13 protein-coding genes and 1 tRNA gene are annotated in these 17,011 nt (G+C 72.2%); 8 read left to right on the forward strand and 6 right to left on the reverse strand.

Translation table 11 applies throughout. The features are described from left to right. The first annotated feature begins 32 nt into the window (after positions 1–32). The 5 genes from nuoL (at position 33) to ICW24_RS10750 (ending at position 7,233) form a co-directional block, all read left to right on the forward strand. A complete protein-coding gene (nuoL, locus tag ICW24_RS10730) occupies positions 33–1,928 on the forward strand; it encodes an NADH-quinone oxidoreductase subunit L (protein WP_226345800.1) in 1,896 nt (631 codons plus the stop codon). Next, positions 1,928–3,559, forward strand: coding sequence for an NADH-quinone oxidoreductase subunit M (locus ICW24_RS10735; protein ID WP_226345801.1), 1,632 nt, complete (start codon positions 1,928–1,930; stop codon positions 3,557–3,559). The genes nuoL and ICW24_RS10735 overlap by 1 nt, the downstream gene beginning before the upstream one ends. A 74-nt stretch (positions 3,560–3,633) precedes the next feature. Further along, complete coding sequence (gene nuoN, locus ICW24_RS10740) at positions 3,634–5,130, forward strand: NADH-quinone oxidoreductase subunit NuoN (RefSeq protein ID WP_372360580.1); 1,497 nt, start codon at positions 3,634–3,636, stop codon at positions 5,128–5,130. After that, positions 5,127–6,161, forward strand: a complete 1,035-nt coding sequence (locus ICW24_RS10745; protein ID WP_372360577.1) for a polyprenyl synthetase family protein — start codon at positions 5,127–5,129, stop codon at positions 6,159–6,161. The genes nuoN and ICW24_RS10745 overlap by 4 nt, the downstream gene beginning before the upstream one ends. A gap of 361 nt (positions 6,162–6,522) precedes the next feature. Next, entirely contained in the window at positions 6,523–7,233 is a 711-nt protein-coding gene (locus ICW24_RS10750) for a TetR/AcrR family transcriptional regulator (protein WP_226345703.1), read from the forward strand. 96 nt (positions 7,234–7,329) lie between these two features. Here ICW24_RS10750 and rarD read toward each other — a convergent pair whose 3' ends face one another. From rarD to ICW24_RS10765, 3 genes are read right to left on the reverse strand one after another with little or no spacing between them, the layout of a single operon-like run. Then, positions 7,330–8,286 (reverse strand): EamA family transporter RarD, encoded by a 957-nt coding sequence (gene rarD, locus ICW24_RS10755; protein ID WP_226345704.1) that lies wholly within the window; start codon positions 8,284–8,286, stop codon positions 7,330–7,332. Then, positions 8,283–9,365 carry a 2-oxoacid:ferredoxin oxidoreductase subunit beta gene (locus ICW24_RS10760; protein WP_226345705.1) on the reverse strand — a complete coding sequence of 361 codons (1,083 nt, stop codon included), beginning with the start codon at positions 9,363–9,365 and terminating at the stop codon, positions 8,283–8,285. Before ICW24_RS10760 ends, rarD begins: the two co-directional genes overlap by 4 nt. Next, positions 9,362–11,338, reverse strand: a complete 1,977-nt coding sequence (locus ICW24_RS10765) for a 2-oxoacid:acceptor oxidoreductase subunit alpha (RefSeq protein WP_226345706.1) — start codon at positions 11,336–11,338, stop codon at positions 9,362–9,364. The genes ICW24_RS10760 and ICW24_RS10765 overlap by 4 nt, the downstream gene beginning before the upstream one ends. 293 nt (positions 11,339–11,631) lie before the next feature. On the opposite strand from ICW24_RS10765, the gene htpX reads away from it, so the two are divergent. Continuing rightward, a complete protein-coding gene (htpX, locus tag ICW24_RS10770) occupies positions 11,632–12,498 on the forward strand; it encodes a zinc metalloprotease HtpX (RefSeq protein ID WP_226345707.1) in 867 nt (288 codons plus the stop codon). Between the two features lie 83 nt (positions 12,499–12,581). Here the strand turns inward: htpX and ICW24_RS10775 are convergent, their stop codons facing one another. The 3 genes from ICW24_RS10775 to ICW24_RS10785 all read right to left on the reverse strand — a co-directional run bounded on the left by ICW24_RS10775 (position 12,582) and on the right by ICW24_RS10785 (position 15,468). Then, entirely contained in the window at positions 12,582–13,883 is a 1,302-nt protein-coding gene (locus tag ICW24_RS10775; RefSeq protein WP_226345708.1) for an MFS transporter, read from the reverse strand. A 102-nt stretch (positions 13,884–13,985) separates the two neighbouring features. Further along, on the reverse strand, positions 13,986–14,885 hold the full coding sequence (locus tag ICW24_RS10780) for an AEC family transporter (protein ID WP_226345709.1): 900 nt from the start codon (positions 14,883–14,885) through the stop codon (positions 13,986–13,988). 88 nt (positions 14,886–14,973) lie between these two features. Beyond that, complete coding sequence (locus ICW24_RS10785; protein WP_226345710.1) at positions 14,974–15,468, reverse strand: YajQ family cyclic di-GMP-binding protein; 495 nt, start codon at positions 15,466–15,468, stop codon at positions 14,974–14,976. 254 nt (positions 15,469–15,722) lie between these two features. Between ICW24_RS10785 and ICW24_RS10790 the strand changes: the two genes are divergently transcribed. Then, positions 15,723–15,803 (forward strand) — tRNA-Tyr (locus tag ICW24_RS10790). A 95-nt stretch (positions 15,804–15,898) separates the two neighbouring features. Next, positions 15,899–16,936 carry an LLM class F420-dependent oxidoreductase gene (locus ICW24_RS10795; RefSeq protein WP_226345711.1) on the forward strand — a complete coding sequence of 346 codons (1,038 nt, stop codon included), beginning with the start codon at positions 15,899–15,901 and terminating at the stop codon, positions 16,934–16,936. The last annotated feature ends 75 nt before the right edge of the window (positions 16,937–17,011 follow it).

Raw genomic sequence — 17,011 nt, forward strand, 5'->3', positions numbered from 1 at the left:
CCGCCGACGCCGCCGTCGCCCCGGCCCAGGGTATGGCCGGCGTGGCCTGGCTGCTCGTGGCGCTGCCGCTCGCGGGCGCGGCCCTGCTGCTGCTGGTCCGGCGACCCCTCGAGCGCGTCGGCCCGATCATCGCGACTGTGCTGTCGTGGGGCAGCTTCGTCGTCGGCGCCATCCTGCTCGTCGAGATGATCGGCCGCTCGCCGGAGGCGCGCGCCCAGCACCTCACGCTGTTCTCGTGGCTGCCCGTGGGCACGTTCTCGCTCGATGCGGGCATGCTCATCGACCAGCTCTCGGTGACGTTCGTGCTGCTCATCACGTTCGTCGGGTCGCTCATCCACGTGTACTCGCTCGGGTACATGGCCCACGACCCCGACCGGCGCAAGTTCTTCGCGTTCCTCAACCTCTTCGTCGCGGCGATGCTCCTGCTCGTCACGGCCGACTCCTACCTCCTGCTCTACGTCGGCTGGGAGGGTGTCGGTCTCGCGTCGTACCTGCTCATCGGGTTCTGGAACTGGAACCCGCCGTACGCCTCCGCCGCGAACAAGGCGTTCATCGCCAACCGCATCGGCGACTTCGGCCTCGGCCTCGCGATCATGGCGATGTTCGCCACGTTCGGCACCGTGACGATCACCGGGGTCGACCGGGCGGCCCAGGCCGCGGGCGATCAGGCCGGCACGATGCTCACCGTCATCGGCTTTCTCCTGCTGCTGGGGGCGTGCGGCAAGTCGGCGCAGTTCCCGCTGCAGAGCTGGCTCGGCGACGCGATGGCCGGTCCGACGCCGGTGTCCGCGCTCATCCACGCGGCGACGATGGTCACCGCCGGCGTCTACCTCGTGGTCCGGGCCCACCCGGTCTACGACCACGCGCCCGTCGCGGCCCTCGCCGTGACGATCGTCGGCGCGATCACGCTGACGATGGGCGCGATCATCGGGTGCGCCAAGGACGACATCAAGAAGGCGCTCGCCGCGTCGACCATGAGCCAGATCGGCTACATGATGCTCGCGGCCGGGCTCGGCCCGGTGGGCTACGCCTTCGCGATCTTCCACCTCGTCACGCACGGCTTCTTCAAGGCCGGGATGTTCCTCGGGGCCGGGTCGGTCATGCACGGCATGGGGGACCGCGTCGACATGCGCACGTTCGGCGGGCTCTCCGGGAAGATGAAGATCACCTGGGCCACGTTCCTGTGCGGCTGGCTCGCCATCATCGGCTTCCCGTTCCTGTCCGGGTTCTTCAGCAAGGACAAGATCATCGAGGCGGCGTTCGTGGGGGAGGGCTGGCGTCCCTGGGTGTTCGGCCTGACGACCATGCTCGTCGCGGGCCTGACCGCCTTCTACATGTCGCGCCTGTTCTTCATGACCTTCCACGGGAAGCGCCGCTGGCTCGAGGACGACCACCCGCACGAGTCGCCGGCCAGCATGACGGTGCCGATGATCATCCTCGCGGTCGGCTCGGTCGCGCTCGGGGGCGTCCTCCAGGCCGGCGGGTTCCTCGACTGGCTGGCGCCGGTCACCGGCGGCCACGCCGGGGCGGCCCATCACGAGCCCGTGCTCCCGATCCCCGTCATCACCGGCGGCACGCTCCTGCTCGTCGCCCTCGGCGTCGGCCTCGCGTGGGCCCGGTACTGGCGCGCCGACGTGCCCGTGACCGCGCCCGCCGGCTCGTGGCTCACCCGCGCCGCCGCGCGCGACTTCTACCAGGACGACGTCAATCACGGTCTGCTCGTCGTGCCGGGCAACGCCCTCGTCGAGGCCGCGACGCTCGCGGACGACTCGGGCGTCGACCAGGGCACCGACGGCGTGGGCCGCGCGGTGCTCGGGGCCTCGACCCGCCTCGCCCGCCTGCAGAACGGGTTCGTCCGCTCCTACGCCCTGACGATGCTCCTCGGCGTCGTCCTCGTCCTCGCCGCCGTCTGGATGGTGCAGTCGTGATGTCCCCGATCGTGCTGATGTCGACCCCGATGACGTCGGTGTCGGCCCTCGCCCCCGCCTCACCGGTCGTGACCGCGGCGGGCACGAGCGCCTCGGCGTTCCCGTGGCTGACCCTCATCGGCGCCATCCCCCTGCTCGGCGCCCTCCTGTTGTTCGCCCTGCCGGGCCGGGCCCAGGTGGGACGCGCCCTCGCGCTGGGGTTCTCGCTGCTCGCGTTCGTCGTCTCCGTCGTCGCGGCGACGCGGTTCGACCCGGGTTCGACGGCGCAGTTCCAGCTCGGGGAGCGCCTGGAGTGGATCCCGCAGTTCGGGGTGTCCTACTCGCTCGGCGTCGACGGCATGGGCATCGCGATGATCGTCATGTCGACGATCATCGTCCCGGTCTGCGTGCTCGCCGGGTGGCACGACGTCCCCGAGGGCGGGCGCCGGCGCAACGTCTACTTCGCGTGGATGCTGCTCCTCGAGGCCATGATCATCGGCGTGTTCGCCTCGACTGACGTCTTCTTGTTCTACGTCTTCTTCGAGGCGATGCTCGTCCCCGTCTACTTCCTCATCGGCAGCTACGGCGGTCCGCAACGGCACGCGGCGGCGACGAAGTTCCTCCTCGTCTCCCTCGCGGGCGGGCTCGTCATGCTCGCCGCCGTCATCGGCGTCTACGTCCTCGGCCCCGGCGGGCCCGACGGTTTCCTCGTCGAGCGCCTCACCGGCCTGAGCTTCGACCCGCTCGTGGAGCGCCTTTTGTTCGTCGGGTTCTTCCTCGCCTTCGCGATCAAGGCGCCGATGTGGCCGGTCCACACGTGGCTGCCCCAGGCCGCGTCGCAGGCCACCCCGGCGACGTCGACGCTGCTGGTCGGCATCCTCGACAAGGTCGGCACGTTCGGCATGATCCGGTTCTGCCTGCAGATGTTCCCCGAGGCGAGCCGTTGGGCCACGCCCGTCGTCATCGTGCTCGCGCTCGTCTCGATCGTCTTCGGCGCGGCCGTCGCGATCGGCCAGGACGACATGCTGCGGCTCATCGCCTACACCTCGATCAGCCACTTCGGCTTCATCGTGCTCGGCATCTTCGCCTTCACGCACGTGGCCGGCGCCGGGTCCGTGCTCTACATGGTCAACCACGGCTTCTCGACCGCGGCCATGTTCCTCATGGCGGGGATGTTGGCCCAGCGGCGGGGGAGCGTGCGCATCAGCGACTACGGCGGCTGGCAGCGCGTCACGCCGGTGCTCGCGGGCTGCTTCCTCGTCACCGGTCTCGCGACGCTGTCGCTGCCGGGCATGGGGTCGTTCGTCTCCGAGTTCCTCGTCATGCTCGGCACGTTCCAGCGCTACCCGTGGGCCGCGGCGGTGTCGTCGCTCGGCATCATCCTCGCCGCGATCTACATCCTGCTCTGGTACCAGCGCGTCATGACCGGGCCGAAGCCCGAGGGGCTCGAGCGGGTGCCCGACCTGACCGGGCGGGAGAAGTGGGTCATGGCCCCGCTCATCGCCGCGTTCCTCGTCCTCGGGTTCTACCCGGCGCCCGTCCTGGACGTCATCAACCCGTCCGTGTCGTCGACGCTGCAGCACGCGGGTGTCACCGAACCCCGACCGACGAACCCCGCGCCCGCCGGCGCGATGAACGGGAGTGCCAAGTGAGCCCCCTCGCCCTCATCGGCCCGCCCTCGGCGACGTTCACGCCGTCCGAGGTCTCCTACCTGTCGATCCTCCCCATGCTCATCGTCGCGGGAGCGGCGCTCATCGGGGTCCTCGTCGAGGCGTTCGCACCGCGCGCGGCCCGCTTCACCGCCCAGTTCGCGGTCGCCATGCTCGGCCTGCTCGCCGCGTTCGCCGTCATCGCGATGCGGGCGCCGGCGATGATCGGGGTGACGCTGTCCGGCGCCGTCGTCGTCGACGGGCCCGCGCTCGTCTTCCAGGGGATGGTGCTGCTCATGGGGGCCGCGGGCCTCGCGCTCATGGCCGAGCGGTTCGGCGGCCGCGGGCCGGACGCGTTCACGCCGTCCGGCTCGTCGGTCCCCGGCTCGCAGGCGGAGGGCCTCGCGGAGCGGCTCGGGACGACGACCGAGGTGTTCCCGCTGACGATGTTCGCCCTCCTCGGCATGATGCTCTTCCCCGCCTCCGGCGACCTGCTGACGATGTTCGTCGCGCTCGAGGTGCTCTCGATGCCGCTGTACGTGCTCACCGCCCTGGCCCGCCGCCGGCGCCTGCTGTCGCAGGAGGCCGCGCTCAAGTACTTCCTCCTCGGGTCGTTCAGCTCGGCGTTCTTCCTCTTCGGTGCGGCGCTGCTGTACGGGTACGCGGGGTCGCTCAACCTGGGCGAGATCGGGCGGGCCGTGGGCACCGTGTCCGGCCGCGGCGGGCTGCTCGCCGCCGGCGCCCTCCTGCTCTTCGTCGGCCTGCTGTTCAAGGTGGGCGCCGTGCCGTTCCACTCGTGGACCCCCGACGTGTACCAGGGTGCGCCCACCCCGGTGACCGGCTTCATGGCCGCGTGCACCAAGGTCGCGGCCTTCGGTGCGCTCCTGCGCCTCGTGTACGTCGGCCTCGCGGGATCCCGGTGGGACTGGGAGCTCGTGCTGTGGATCGTCGCCGGTCTGACGATGGTCGTCGGCTCGGTGCTGTCTGTCTCTCAGACCGACATCAAGCGCCTGCTGGCCTACAGCTCGGTGGCCCACGCCGGATTCATCCTCGTCGGCCTGCTCGCCATCGACCGGGCCGGCATCGCCGCCGTCACCTTCTACCTCGCCTCGTACGGTTTCGCGACGATCGCGGCCTTCGGCATCGTCCTGCTCGTGCGGGCGCGCGGCTCGGAGGCGACCCACATCTCGCAGTGGGCCGGGCTCGGCCGCCGCGCTCCGGTCCTCGCGGCCGGCATGGGCCTGCTCCTCATGGGGTTCGCGGGGATCCCGCTGACCTCGGGTTTCACGGCCAAGTTCGCCGTGTTCGCCGCGGCCGTGGCGCACGCGGGGGCGGCCGGCGTGGTGCTGACCGTCATCGGTGTGCTCTCCAGCGCGGTCACGGCCTACGTCTACTTCCGTATCGTGGTGCTCATGTTCTTCTCCGAGCCCGGCGGCGCCCCCGTCGACGTCCTGCGTCCCTCGGCCGGTGGCGCCACGGCCATCGGTGTCGGGTTGCTGACCACGGTGGTGCTCGGCGTGTTCCCCGCGCCGCTGCTCGCGCTCGCCGCTTCCGCGTCCCAGTTCCTCTGGTGACGGCCACTCCCGCCGACGCCGGCGCCGCTGTCGGTCGGCCCACGTCAGCGCTGCCGGTCGACGACCCCGCCCTCGCCGCGAGCCTCGCCACCGGGCTGGAGCGGGTGGACGCCCTGCTCCGCGAGCGCGTGGACCACGACGACCCGTTCGTCGCGGAGGCGTCGGGGCACCTCCTCGCGGCCGGCGGCAAGCGGTTCCGGCCGTTGCTGACGCTGCTGGCGGCCCACCTCGGGCCCCGCGGCGTGACCGACGAGGTCGTCGCCGCCGCGGCGGCCGTCGAGCTCACCCACCTCGCCTCGCTGTACCACGACGACGTCATGGACGAGGCCGACGTGCGCCGGGGTGTCGTCAGCGCCAACGCCCGCTACGGAGCCTCCACGGCGATCCTCGTGGGCGACCTCCTCTTCGGCACCGCCTCGTCGATGGTCGCGGACCTGGGCCCCGAGGCCGTGAAGATCCAGGCGGACACGTTCGTCCGCCTGTGCTCCGGCCAGATCCGGGACGACCGGCCGACCCCGCCCGGGGTCGACCCGGTCGGGCACTACCTCGGGGTCCTCGCCGACAAGACCGGCGTGCTCATCGCCACCGCGGCCCGGTACGGCGCCATGTTCTCGGGGGCCGACGCCGGCGCCGTCGAGGTGATGCGCAACTACGGGGAGCTGCTCGGTGTGGCGTTCCAGCTCGCCGACGACATCCTCGACATCACCTCCGAGGCCGACGCCTCCGGGAAGGCGCCCGGCACCGACCTGCGGGAGGGGGTCGACACCCTCGCCACGCTCGACATCCGCGCTGCCGCCGACCCGGCCGACGCGGAGCTCCTGGGGCTGCTCGATCGCGACCTGCGGGCCGACGACGCCGCCCACGCCCGCGCCCTGGAGCTCGTGCGTGCGCATCCCGCGCTGGACCGGGCGCGCGACTACACCCGCGGCGTCGCCGAGCAGGCCCGGTCCGTGCTCGCCCCGCTGCCGGACGGCCCCGTCGTGGGGGCCCTCGCCGCCCTCGCGGCCGGCAGCGTCGACCGCGTCGGCTGAACCACCTCGTCCGGCCGAAAGCCGTGTGCTTCGGAGGCGGAATCAGTTATTGTCAGCCTCGTCCGGCAGGATCCCGATCGACCCGGGGCTCTCCGATGGAAAGATGAATGCCGGCGCCGGCCTTCCTTCGGAACCGTCGAATCTCTCGGAGGATGCCGATCGGCCGGGCTCCGGGGCGGCCCAGAAGGCTCCCGAAAGTGTTACCCGCCAGTCGGATTCGCCGAGAGTTCGGGGTGGATCCGGGGAGGTCGTGCGGGTTCTGCCCGCCCAGGGTCTCGGTTGGCTCACGAGAAGGTATGGGTGGAGTAAGGACGCGCGACTCGGGTGAGTCGCGGGTGGTCCAGGCCGTATGCTTTGTCATATGTCCCGAGTTCCCGCCGAGCAGCGCCGCGAGCAGCTCATCGAGGCGACGATCGATCTCGCCATCCGTGAGGGGCTCGCCGCAGCCTCGGTCCGGCGGATCGCCGACGAGGCGAACGTCTCGCTCGGCGTCGTCCACTACTGCTTCAGCAGCAAGGAAGCCCTCCTCAACGCCGTGGCGGAGTCGTTCGCGGCTCCCATCCTCGGCCCGGTGGCCGTGGCCATCGAAGAGGGCGGGGGCACGCTCGAAGCGCGGGCCCGTCGCGGTTTCGAGACGTTTCTCGAGGTCACCAAGAAGGCGCCCGGGCGTCAACTTCTCAGTTACGAGCTCGCGGCGTGGTCCATCCGCGGCGACGGCGAGGCCGCGCGGCTGCTGTACCAGACCTACCTCGACGTCATCGAGGGCTTCCTCACGCGCGGGCTCGGCATCCAGGGGACCGATGCGCTGAGCACGCGCTCCGTGGCCCGCATGGTCCTCACCCTGACCGACGGGATCGCCCTCGCGTGGCTCGTCGACGGTGACGAGGCGTCCGCGCGGCAACAGGTCGACCTCTTCCTCGGCAGCATCCTCAAGCTGCTCCGTGACGGCGCCGCCATGGGTCTGCTCACGATCGACGAGCCCGACGCGCCGGGGGACGGCGGCACGGGCACCGACGACACGAACACCGACGGGACCGGCCCCGACGAGCCGGGCGACGACCCGCAGCCCTGAGCTCCGCCGCCGGCGCGTCGGGCGGTCGCCCGCGCGTCGTCATCCCTCCATCGTGACCTCCAGGCCCCTACCCCTATGGTCAGGCGGCCTCTCGTGTCAGGCCGGGAGCCGGTCGTCCTCCCGCAGGCGCGTGCGCCGCATCCTGTTCGCCCACACGAGGGTGTCGGCCACGAGGATGCACACCGCCAGCCACACGATGCCGAAGCCGATCCACCGCGTCGGCGACATCTCCTCGCCCATGGCCAGACCCATGACGAACTGCAGCACGGGGGCGATGAACTGCAGGAGGCCGATCGTCACGAGGGTGACGCGGCGGGCGGCCGAGGCGAAGAGCAGCAGGGGGACGGCGGTGACGACACCGCAGCCCGCGAGCAGGGCGGCGTGTCCGGGCCCGAGCGCGCCGAACGTCGCACGCCCCGTGACCTGGCACCACACGAGCAGGCCCACGGCGACGGGCGCGAGGACGAGGGTCTCGGCGCTGAGACTCTCGACGGCCCCCAGGCTCACCCCGGTCTTCTTCTTGACGAGGCCGTAGGCCCCGAACGAGAACGCGAGGAGCAGGGCGATCCACGGCGGGCTCCCGGAGGCGACGACGAGGTACAGCGCGCCCGCCCCACCGACCGCGACCGCCGCCCACTGACCGGGCCGCAGTCGTTCGCCGAGCACGGCGAGACCGAGCGCGATGCTGACAAGCGGGTTGAGGAAGTAGCCGAGCGCCGCCTCGGTGATCCGCCCCGACGTCGCCGCGACGACGTACCCCGTCCAGTTCACCGCGATGAGGGCGCCCGCGAGCGTGAGCGCCGCCGCGGTCGCCGGGGGCCGGACCGCGGCGAGGAACGCCCGGAAGCGCCGCTGGAGCAGCAGGAGCGCCACGCAGAACAGCCCCGACCAGAGGATGCGATGCGCGACGATCTCCCACGGCCCGCTGGGCGCCAGGACCGCGAGATAGACCGGCAGGACGCCCCACAGCCCGTAGGCGCCGACGCCGTACCAGACCCCGGCAGACCCCTGCGACCGCGTGCCGCGGGGCCGGGCCGGGGCCCGGTCGGTCACGAGACGGTCCAGGTGTCCTTGCCGGCGAGGAGCGAACCGAGGTCGCTGTCGTCGGCGCGGCCCCCGCGGGCCGCGACGGCTCCCGCGACCTGGCCGCGGACCTGGTCGTCGTACGTCGGGCGCGACACCGCGCGGAAGACCCCCATCGGCACGTGCGTCATCTCGGGGCCGTCGAGCTGGCTCAGGGCGAAGGCCTGCGACGGGTCCTCGGCGTGGGCGTCGTGGACGACGATGCGGCTCGCGTCCGCGGAGCGCTGCCCGACGACCTCGAACCCGTCGTGGTGGTCGCGGATGACGACGTGATGGTCACCCACCCGGACCGGCTGGTCGTGCACGAGGTGCATGAGGCGGGCCTGCGCCTGCTCGTGGTCCTTGATGAGCTCGAAGGCGCCGTCGTTGAAGATCGGGCAGTTCTGGTAGATCTCCACAAACGACGTGCCACGGTGCTCGGCGGCGGCCTTGAGCGTCGCGGTGAGGTGGGCCCGGTCGGAGTCCATCGTCCGCGCGACGAATGTCCCGCCGGCCCCGAGAGCCAGCGAGATCGGGTTGAACGGCCGGTCGACGGAGCCGAGCGGGCTCGACTTCGTCACGAGGCCCTCGGCGGAGGTGGGGGAGTACTGCCCCTTCGTCAGGCCGTAGATCCGGTTGTTGAACAGCAGGATCGTCATGTTGACGTTGCGGCGCAGCGCGTGGATGAGGTGGTTGCCGCCGATCGAGAGCGCGTCGCCGTCACCGGTGACGACCCAGACCGACAGGTCCTCGCGGGCCACGGCGAGCCCGGTGGCGATCGACGGGGCGCGGCCGTGGATCGAGTGCATCCCGAACGTGTCGAGGTAGTAGGGGAACCGGGACGCGCACCCGATGCCGGAGACGAAGACGATGTTCTCGCGGGCCAATCCGAGGGAGGGCAGGAAGCTCTGCACGGCCGCGAGGATCGCGTAGTCGCCGCAGCCGGGGCACCAGCGGACCTCCTGGTCGGAAGTGAAGTCCTTCTTCGTCTGGGGGAGCGCGTCCGGGGCGAGCCGGGGCACGCCGTGGGTGCCGCCGCTGCCGGGGAAACCGAGATCGATGGTGGTCACGCGTTCGCTCCGCTCTCGTTGGGGGCCGCGACGGGCGCGTCGTCCGCGGGCAGGTCGTCGGCGCCGTCGTCGAGGGCGCCGGTGTCGTCGGGGTCGACCGTCTTCGGCGCGTCGCCGACGACGGCGGCGGCGATGACGTCGGCGAGGTCGCTGCTCGTGAAGGGCAGCCCGCGCACCTGCGTGTGCGACTGCACGTCGACGAGATAGGTGCCCCGCAGCAGCAGGGCCAGCTGGCCCATGTTCATCTCGGGCACGATGACGCGCCGGTAGCGGCGCAGCACGTCGCCCGTGTTCGACGGCATCGGGTTGAGGTGGGTGAGGTGCGCCTGGGCGACCTTCATCCCCGCGAGCCGCACGTCGCGCACGGCCGAGGCGATCGGACCGTAGGTCGACCCCCAGCCGAGGATGAGGACCTCGGCGTCACCGTCGGGGTCGTCGACCGCGAGGTCGGGGATCGTGTCGGCGATCCGGGCGATCTTGGCGGCCCGGAGGCGGACCATGAGGTCGTGGTTGTCGGGGTCGTAGGAGATCTCGCCCGTCCCGTCGGCCTTCTCGATGCCGCCGATGCGGTGCTCGAGTCCCTTGGTGCCCGGCACGGCCCACGGCCGGGCGAGCGTCTCGGGGTCGCGGACGTACGGGTGGAACGCGGGCCGCCCCTTCGCGTCGGTGGCGTTCGGTTCGGTGGCGAACTCGACCCGCAGGTCGGGCAGCTCCGCCACCTCGGGGATCTGCCACGGCTCGGAGCCGTTCGCGAGGTAGCCGTCCGAGAGGAGGATGACCGGGGTGCGGTACTGCGTCGCGATGCGCACCGCCTCGAGGGCGGCGTCGAAGCATCCGGAGGGGGTGGCGGGGGCGATGACGGCGACGGGTGACTCGCCGTTGCGGCCGTACAGGGCCTGGAGGAGGTCGGCCTGCTCGGTCTTCGTCGGCAGCCCGGTCGAGGGCCCGCCGCGCTGGACGTCGATGACGACGAGCGGGAGCTCGGTGGCGACGGCCAGGCCGATCGTCTCGGCCTTGAGCGCGAGGCCCGGCCCGGACGTCGAGGTCACGCCGAGCGCGCCGCCGAACGACGCGCCGAGCGCGATGCCGACGCCGGCGATCTCGTCCTCCGCCTGGACCGTCGTCACGCCGTACCGCTTGAGGCCCGACAGCGCGTGCAGGATGTCGGAGGCCGGGGTGATGGGGTAGGTGCCGAGCACGAGCGGCAGCCCGCTGCGCTGGGCGGCGGCGGCGAGGCCGTACGCGGTCGCCGTGTTGCCGGTGATGTTGCGGTACCGACCGGGCGGCATGGTCGCCGGCGCCACCTCGTACCGGTGCGCGAAGTCCTCGGTCGTCTCGCCGTAGTGGTACCCGGCCATGAGCGCGGTGAGGTTGGCCTCGAGGATCTCGGGGTTCTTCGCGAACTTCGCCTTGAGGAAGGCGCGGGTGCCCTGCAGGGGGCGGGTGTACAGCCAGGAGAGCAGGCCGAGGGCGAACATGTTCTTCGCCCGCTCCTTCTCCTTGCGGGTGAGGTCGAAGTCGCCGAGGGCCTCGACGGTGATCGAGGTGAGCGGCAGCCCGTGCACGTGCCACGACTCGAGCGTGTCGTCCTCGAGCGGGTTGCTCGCGTATCCCACCTTCGCGAGGTTGCGCTTGCCGAACGCGTCGGTGTCGACGACGATCGTCGCGCCGCGGGGGAGGTCCCCGAGGTTCGCCTTGAGCGCGGCGGGGTTCATCGCGACGAGCACGTCGGGCCGGTCGCCCGGGGTGAGCACCCGGTCCTGCGCGAAGTGGAGCTGGAAGCTCGACACGCCCGGCAGGGTGCCCTGGGGGGCGCGGATCTCGGCGGGGAAGTTGGGCAGCGTCGACAGGTCGTTGCCGAGCGAGGCCGTCTCGGCCGTGAAGCGGTCGCCCGTGAGCTGCATCCCGTCGCCCGAGTCGCCCGCGAAGCGGATGACGACGCCCTGCAGCTGCTCGACCTGTGTGGAGGACATGTCCTGGCTCACCATGCTTTCGTTTGCCGCGTACCGATGGCCGGCGGTGCGGAGGCCGTTCCGCCCCGACGGTCGGTCCGATGCTGACCCGGGCCCGTCCGACGATGCCGACGATGACGACCCGGATCCGACGGGTGACCACCATGTTATGAGGGCCCGTTGCGCGACAACCGGGGCGGCCCATTCCCTCTTCCCCGGTGTCCGCAGTGTGATACCCGAGGCGGGCCACCACCGGCGCGGAGCGTGGGCCGCCGGTCCGGAACACCCCGTCCGGAGAGGGCGTTGGATCGGTCATGCACCAGCATTTCAACGGCGTCAAGACGGCCGCGCTGTTCGGCGCGATCTTCGCTCTCCTGCTCGGCATCGGCTCGTTCGTGGGCGGGGGCCGGTTCATCTGGCTCTTCGCCCTCATCGGCGTCGCCACGACGTTCTACGGCTACTGGAACAGCGACAAGCTCGCGATCAAGGCCATGCGCGCCTACCCGGTGACCGAGGACCAGGCCCCGGTGATGTACCGGATCGTGCGCGAGCTGTCCTCGCGTGCCGGCAAGCGTATGCCGCGGCTGTACATCTCGCCGACCGACGCTCCCAACGCCTTCGCGACCGGTCGCAACCCGGACCACGCCGCCGTGTGCTGCACCGAGGGGATCCTGCGGCTCCTCGACGAGCGGGAGCTGCGCGGCGTCCTCGGGCACGAGCTCATGCACGTGTACAACCGCGACATCCTCACGTCGTCGGTCGCGGGCGCGCTCGCCGGCATCGTCACGAGCGTCGCGCAGATGGCCATATTCTTCGGCGGCGGCGGCGACGAGGACCGCCCGAACCCCGTCGCGATGTTCGCGATGGCGCTGCTGGCCCCCCTCGCGGCGACGCTCATCCAGTTCTCCATCAGCCGGACCCGGGAGTTCGACGCGGACGAGGACGGCGCGAAGCTGACCGGCGACCCGCTGGCGCTCGCGAGCGCTCTGTCCAAGCTCGAACGCGGCACGGCCGCGGCCCCGCTGCCCCCGGCGCCGCAGCTGCAGAACGCGGCGCACATGATGATCGCCAACCCGTTCCGGGCCGCCGACGTGGGCCGGATGTTCAGCACCCACCCGCCGATGGCCGCCCGGATCGACCGGCTCCAGGGCCTGGCGCGTGGGATGCACTCGCACTACTGAGGGTCGCCGCGCGAGGCGCGCCGAGGCACGCAGGGCGCGTCGGCCAGACCCCGGCGGGCCCTGCGTGCGATGCGGGCGGTCGGTCAGTCCCGGCGCAGGCGACGCGCGAGCGCCGTCCCGAAGGGCCCGACGCGCACGCCCTGCCGGGCCATGCGGGCGCGCACGACCCGTCGCGACCGGACCAGGCCGATGAGCCCGACCGCGAAGATGGGCAGCTGCGTGGCCATCCCGACGCGGTAGCGCAGCGACTCCTCGAGTCCCGCCCGCGTGGCCACGTCGAGGACGACCCCCGTGAGCAGGATCGTCAGCAGCGCCCCGCCGAACCCGCCCATGATGACGAGGCCCGTGGCCGTCCCGAGCCGGTGGGCGGGCACGAAGGTCCGGGCGAAGTCGAAGCCGATCGCGGACCCCGGGCCGCCGCTCGCCATGCCGATCATCAGCAGGACGAGGACGGCGTACGGCGCGTGGCCGGGCCAGGCGAGCACGACGACCCACGGCACGACGTTGAGCGCGATGACCGCGAACGCGAGGTTGCTGCGGCGCAGCGGGTGGCGCTGGGTGAGGACGCCGACCGTCGGGCTGAAGACGATGCCCGCGAGGACGAACAGGGTGAGCATGCCGCTCGCCGCGCCCCGCGACAGGCCCTGACCGCCGACGAGGTAGGGATAGCCCCACATCATCGAGAACGCCAGGGGCGAGAAGCACGTCGTGAAGTGCGTCCACATCCCGAGGCGGGTGCCGGGGTGCGCCCACACCCCGCGGATCTGGTCGAGCAGCCCGGCGTCGTCGCCCTCGGGCGGCGCGGGCGGGCGCGGGGCGCCGGCGGGCCGGTCGCGCAGGCCGACGAGCGACAGCACGAGCACGGCGGCGGCGACCGCCGCGGCCGCGAGGAACGCGGCCTGCCAGCCGAACGTGCCGAGGAGGGCCACGAAGGGCACGGCCGAGAGGATCTGGCCCGACTGGCCGAGCAGGCCGTTGATCTGGGTGAGGAACGGGACCCGGCGCGCGGGGAACCAGGCGGGGACGAGACGCACGACGCTGGCGAACGTCATCGCGTCGCCCGCGCCCACGAGGATGCGCGCGATGACCCCGGCCGGGACGGACTCCGCGAACGCCATCGACACCTGGCCCATGAGCATGACCGCGGCCCCTGCCGCCACGAGGGCCCGGCTGCCGAACCGGTCGAGCAACACCCCGACGGGCACCTGCATGAGCGCGTAGACGAGGAGTTGGAGCACGACGAACAGGGAGACGATGCCGGCGGCGGCCCCGAAGTGGCGCGCGGCCTCGATCCCGGCGACGCCGAACGTCGTGCGTTGCAGCACGGCCGCCGAGTAGGCGAGGACACCGACACCCCAGACCAGCCACGCGCGACGCCCACCCATGGGCTCCATCCTCCCAGGCCGCTCCGGCGTTCCCGTCCCCGCGCGACCGGGCTCGGGACGACTCGGCCCCTCTCGGCCTACGAAGCGGCAGGCCGAAGGGGGTCAGGGGAGGGCGGGGAGCACCGCGACGACGACCGCGATGAGCGGGATCGAGACGAACGTCGAGAGGGCGACGGCGCTCGCGGCCGTCTGAGGGTCGGCGCCGAACTCCCGCGCGAGCATGAAGGCGTTGACTGCGGTCGGCATCGCGCAGGCGAGGACGAGGCTCGCCAGCGGCACGCCGCTCAGGCCGGCCGCGAGGCCGACGCCGTAGGCGACGACCGGGACGACGACGGTCCGCAGGCCCACCGCGAGCAGGACCGGCCGCGTGAGGTGGAGGCGCTCGGAGCGGCCGAGCTGCAGGCCGAGGGAGAGCAGCACGAGCGGCACCGCGGCGGCCGCGAGGAGGTCGACCGCGCTCGCGAGCGGACCCGGCGTCGGCCATCCCAGCCCGCGCAGCAGCAGGCCGAGCGCGAGGGCCCACGTCACGGGGAGCAGCGCGACCCGCCGCAGCCCGGCGCCGAGCCCGCCGCTCGCCCCGAGCAGCGCGGGGCCGATGGTGAACATGACGAACAAGGCGGTGATGAAGATGACGAGGGCCTGGTCGAGGCCCGGTCGACCGAGGGCCAGCAGCGCGATCGGCAGCCCGAAGTTGCCGTTGTTGCCGATGATCGTGCACCCGACGACGACGCGGCGGCTCTCGCCCGCGAGGCGGGTCGCCGCGAGCCACGCGATCACCGCGGCGACCAGCATCGCCGCGAGGTAGGCGCCGACGAGGCGAACTCCGGAGGCGGCGGTCACGGTCGTCGTCGTCACGCTCTGGAAGGCGAGCGCCGGCGTGAAGCCGTACATGCTCACCTTGTTGACCGTGTCGACGTCGAGGGTGAACGACTTGGCCAGCGCGACGCCGACCCCCGCGACGAGGACGACGGGCAGGATGACGTCGACGAGCGCGCTCAGCACAGCGCGCACTCTAGGCGGTGGTCGCCCCCCGGACGGCGCGCGCCCCGCCCGACGGCACCCGCCGTCGGGCGCTCCACGCCCTGCAGCGTCAGCGGTAGTTGGTGAACTGCAGGGCGACGTCGAGGTCGGCGCCCTTGAGCATGGCGATGACGGCCTGCAGGTCGTCGCGGTTCTTGCTCGAGACGCGCAGCTCGTCGCCCTGGATGACCGGCTTGACGGTCTTGCCGAAGGAGTCGCGGATGAGCTTGCTCACCTTCTTGGCGTTCTCCTGGTCGATGCCGTCCTTCGTCGTGGCGACGAGGCGGTACTCCTTGCCGGACGCCTTGGGCTCGCCGTCGCCGGTGTCGAGGGCCTTGAGCGAGACGCCGCGCTTGACGAGCTTGGTCTGGAAGACGTCGAGGACGGCGAGGCAGCGCTCGGGGGAGTTGGCCTTCATGACGATCGAGTCGCCGGAGGACTCGATCGACGCGCCGACGCCCTTGAAGTCGTAGCGCTGGGCGATCTCCTTCGCGGCCTGGTTGAGGGCGTTGTCGACCTCCTGCGTGTCGACCTTGCTGACGATGTCGAACGAGCTGTCGGCCATCCGGGCTCTCCTTCGGGTTCAGGTTCGGGTTCGGGTTTCGTCGACCCGTCGGTCGACGGGTCGATCTCGGGGCGGCCCGCAGCTGTCGCGGCGGTCCGGAGATGTCGGTGCGGACCCGCGTGCGGACCTCCATGAGGACCTCCATGAGGACCTCCGTCAGGACCTCGATGAGGGCACCGCCGCGGCCCGTTCCGCACGGCCCGCGGCGATTGGTCCACCGGGGCATCGGCTTGCTATCCTCGCAGACGCACCGCGGCAGGTTGCCCGAGCGGCCAATGGGAGCGGACTGTAAATCCGTCGCGAAAGCTTCGAAGGTTCGAATCCTTCACCTGCCACCCGTGCGGTCGAACCCCCCGGAGTCACCGACTCCGGGGGGTTCGTCGCTTCCCGCCCGCGGACGTCGCGGGCGCACCGACGCAAGGAGCGCGCGATGAAGCTCGGTCTCTCCCTCGGCTACTGGGGTTCCCGTCCGCCGGAGGGGGTGGGGGAGCTCGTCGCCGAGGCGGAGCGGCTCGGCGTCGACTCCGTGTGGACGTCCGAGGCGTACGGCAGCGACGCGCTGACGCCGCTGGCCTGGCACGGCGCCGCCACGTCCCGGCTGCGGCTCGGCACCGCGATCGCGCAGATGTCGGCGCGCACCCCGGCCGCGACGGCGATGGCCGCCATCACCCTCGACCACCTCAGCGGCGGCCGGTTCGTGCTCGGCCTCGGCGCGTCCGGGCCGCAGGTCGTCGAGGGCTGGTACGGCGCCCCCTACGCCCGCCCGCTGGCCCGGACCCGGGAATACGTCGAGATGGTCCGGACCGTCCTGCGCCGGGAGGCCCTCGTGCACGACGGCGCGCACTACCGGGTCCCCCTGGAGGGTGGGACGGGCCTCGGCAAGCCGTTGCGCTCGACCGTGCGGCCCCTGCGGGCCGACCTGCCGATCATGCTCGCGGCGGAGGGCCCGAAGAACATCTCCCTCGCCGCCGAGATCGCCGACGGCTGGCTGCCGTTCTTCCTCACCCCGCACGACGACGGGTTCGCCCGGGAACGTCTGCGGATCGGGTTCGACGCGCGCACGGACGGGGCGGATCCCGCCCTCTTCGAGGTCGTGTGCCCGGTCAACGTCGTCGTCGACGACGACGTCGAGGCCGCCGCCGACCGGCTGCGCCCGATGATCGCGCTCTACGTCGGCGGGATGGGCGCCAAGGGCGCGAACTTCCACCTCGACGCCGTCGCCCGACTCGGGTTCGAGGCCGAGTGCGCCGCCATCCAGGACGCCTACCTGGCCGGGCGCAAGGAGGAGGCGATGCGCCTCGTGCCCACGTCGATGGTCGAGCAGATCGCGCTCGTCGGGTCGCGCGCGAAGATCCGCGACGAGCTCGCGGCCTGGGAGGACTCGGTCGTCACGACGATGATCGTCGTCGGTGACGCGACCGCCCTGCGGACCATGGCCGTGCTGGTCGAGCCGGGCGCGCCCGCCTGAACCGGCGCGCGGGGGTCCCCGAGGCCGACCCTCGACCGGCCGGTCCGCCGGCCTCGACCCGACGGCCGGATCGGG

It is taken from the genome of Agilicoccus flavus, from assembly GCF_014857905.1.
In the GTDB taxonomy this organism is placed as follows: domain Bacteria; phylum Actinomycetota; class Actinomycetes; order Actinomycetales; family Dermatophilaceae; genus Agilicoccus; species Agilicoccus flavus.

Coding starts and splice junctions, on each gene's coding strand:
- nuoL (WP_226345800.1), top strand. CDS start 33: ATGGCCGGCGTGGCCTGGCTGCTCGTGGCGCTGCCGCTCGCGGGCGCG.
- ICW24_RS10735 (WP_226345801.1), top strand. CDS start 1,928: ATGTCCCCGATCGTGCTGATGTCGACCCCGATGACGTCGGTGTCGGCC.
- nuoN (WP_372360580.1), top strand. CDS start 3,634: ATGCTCATCGTCGCGGGAGCGGCGCTCATCGGGGTCCTCGTCGAGGCG.
- ICW24_RS10750 (WP_226345703.1), top strand. CDS start 6,523: ATGTCCCGAGTTCCCGCCGAGCAGCGCCGCGAGCAGCTCATCGAGGCG.
- ICW24_RS10765 (WP_226345706.1), bottom strand. CDS start 11,338: ATGTCCTCCACACAGGTCGAGCAGCTGCAGGGCGTCGTCATCCGCTTC.
- htpX (WP_226345707.1), top strand. CDS start 11,632: ATGCACCAGCATTTCAACGGCGTCAAGACGGCCGCGCTGTTCGGCGCG.
- ICW24_RS10775 (WP_226345708.1), bottom strand. CDS start 13,883: ATGGGTGGGCGTCGCGCGTGGCTGGTCTGGGGTGTCGGTGTCCTCGCC.
- ICW24_RS10785 (WP_226345710.1), bottom strand. CDS start 15,468: ATGGCCGACAGCTCGTTCGACATCGTCAGCAAGGTCGACACGCAGGAG.
- ICW24_RS10795 (WP_226345711.1), top strand. CDS start 15,899: ATGAAGCTCGGTCTCTCCCTCGGCTACTGGGGTTCCCGTCCGCCGGAG.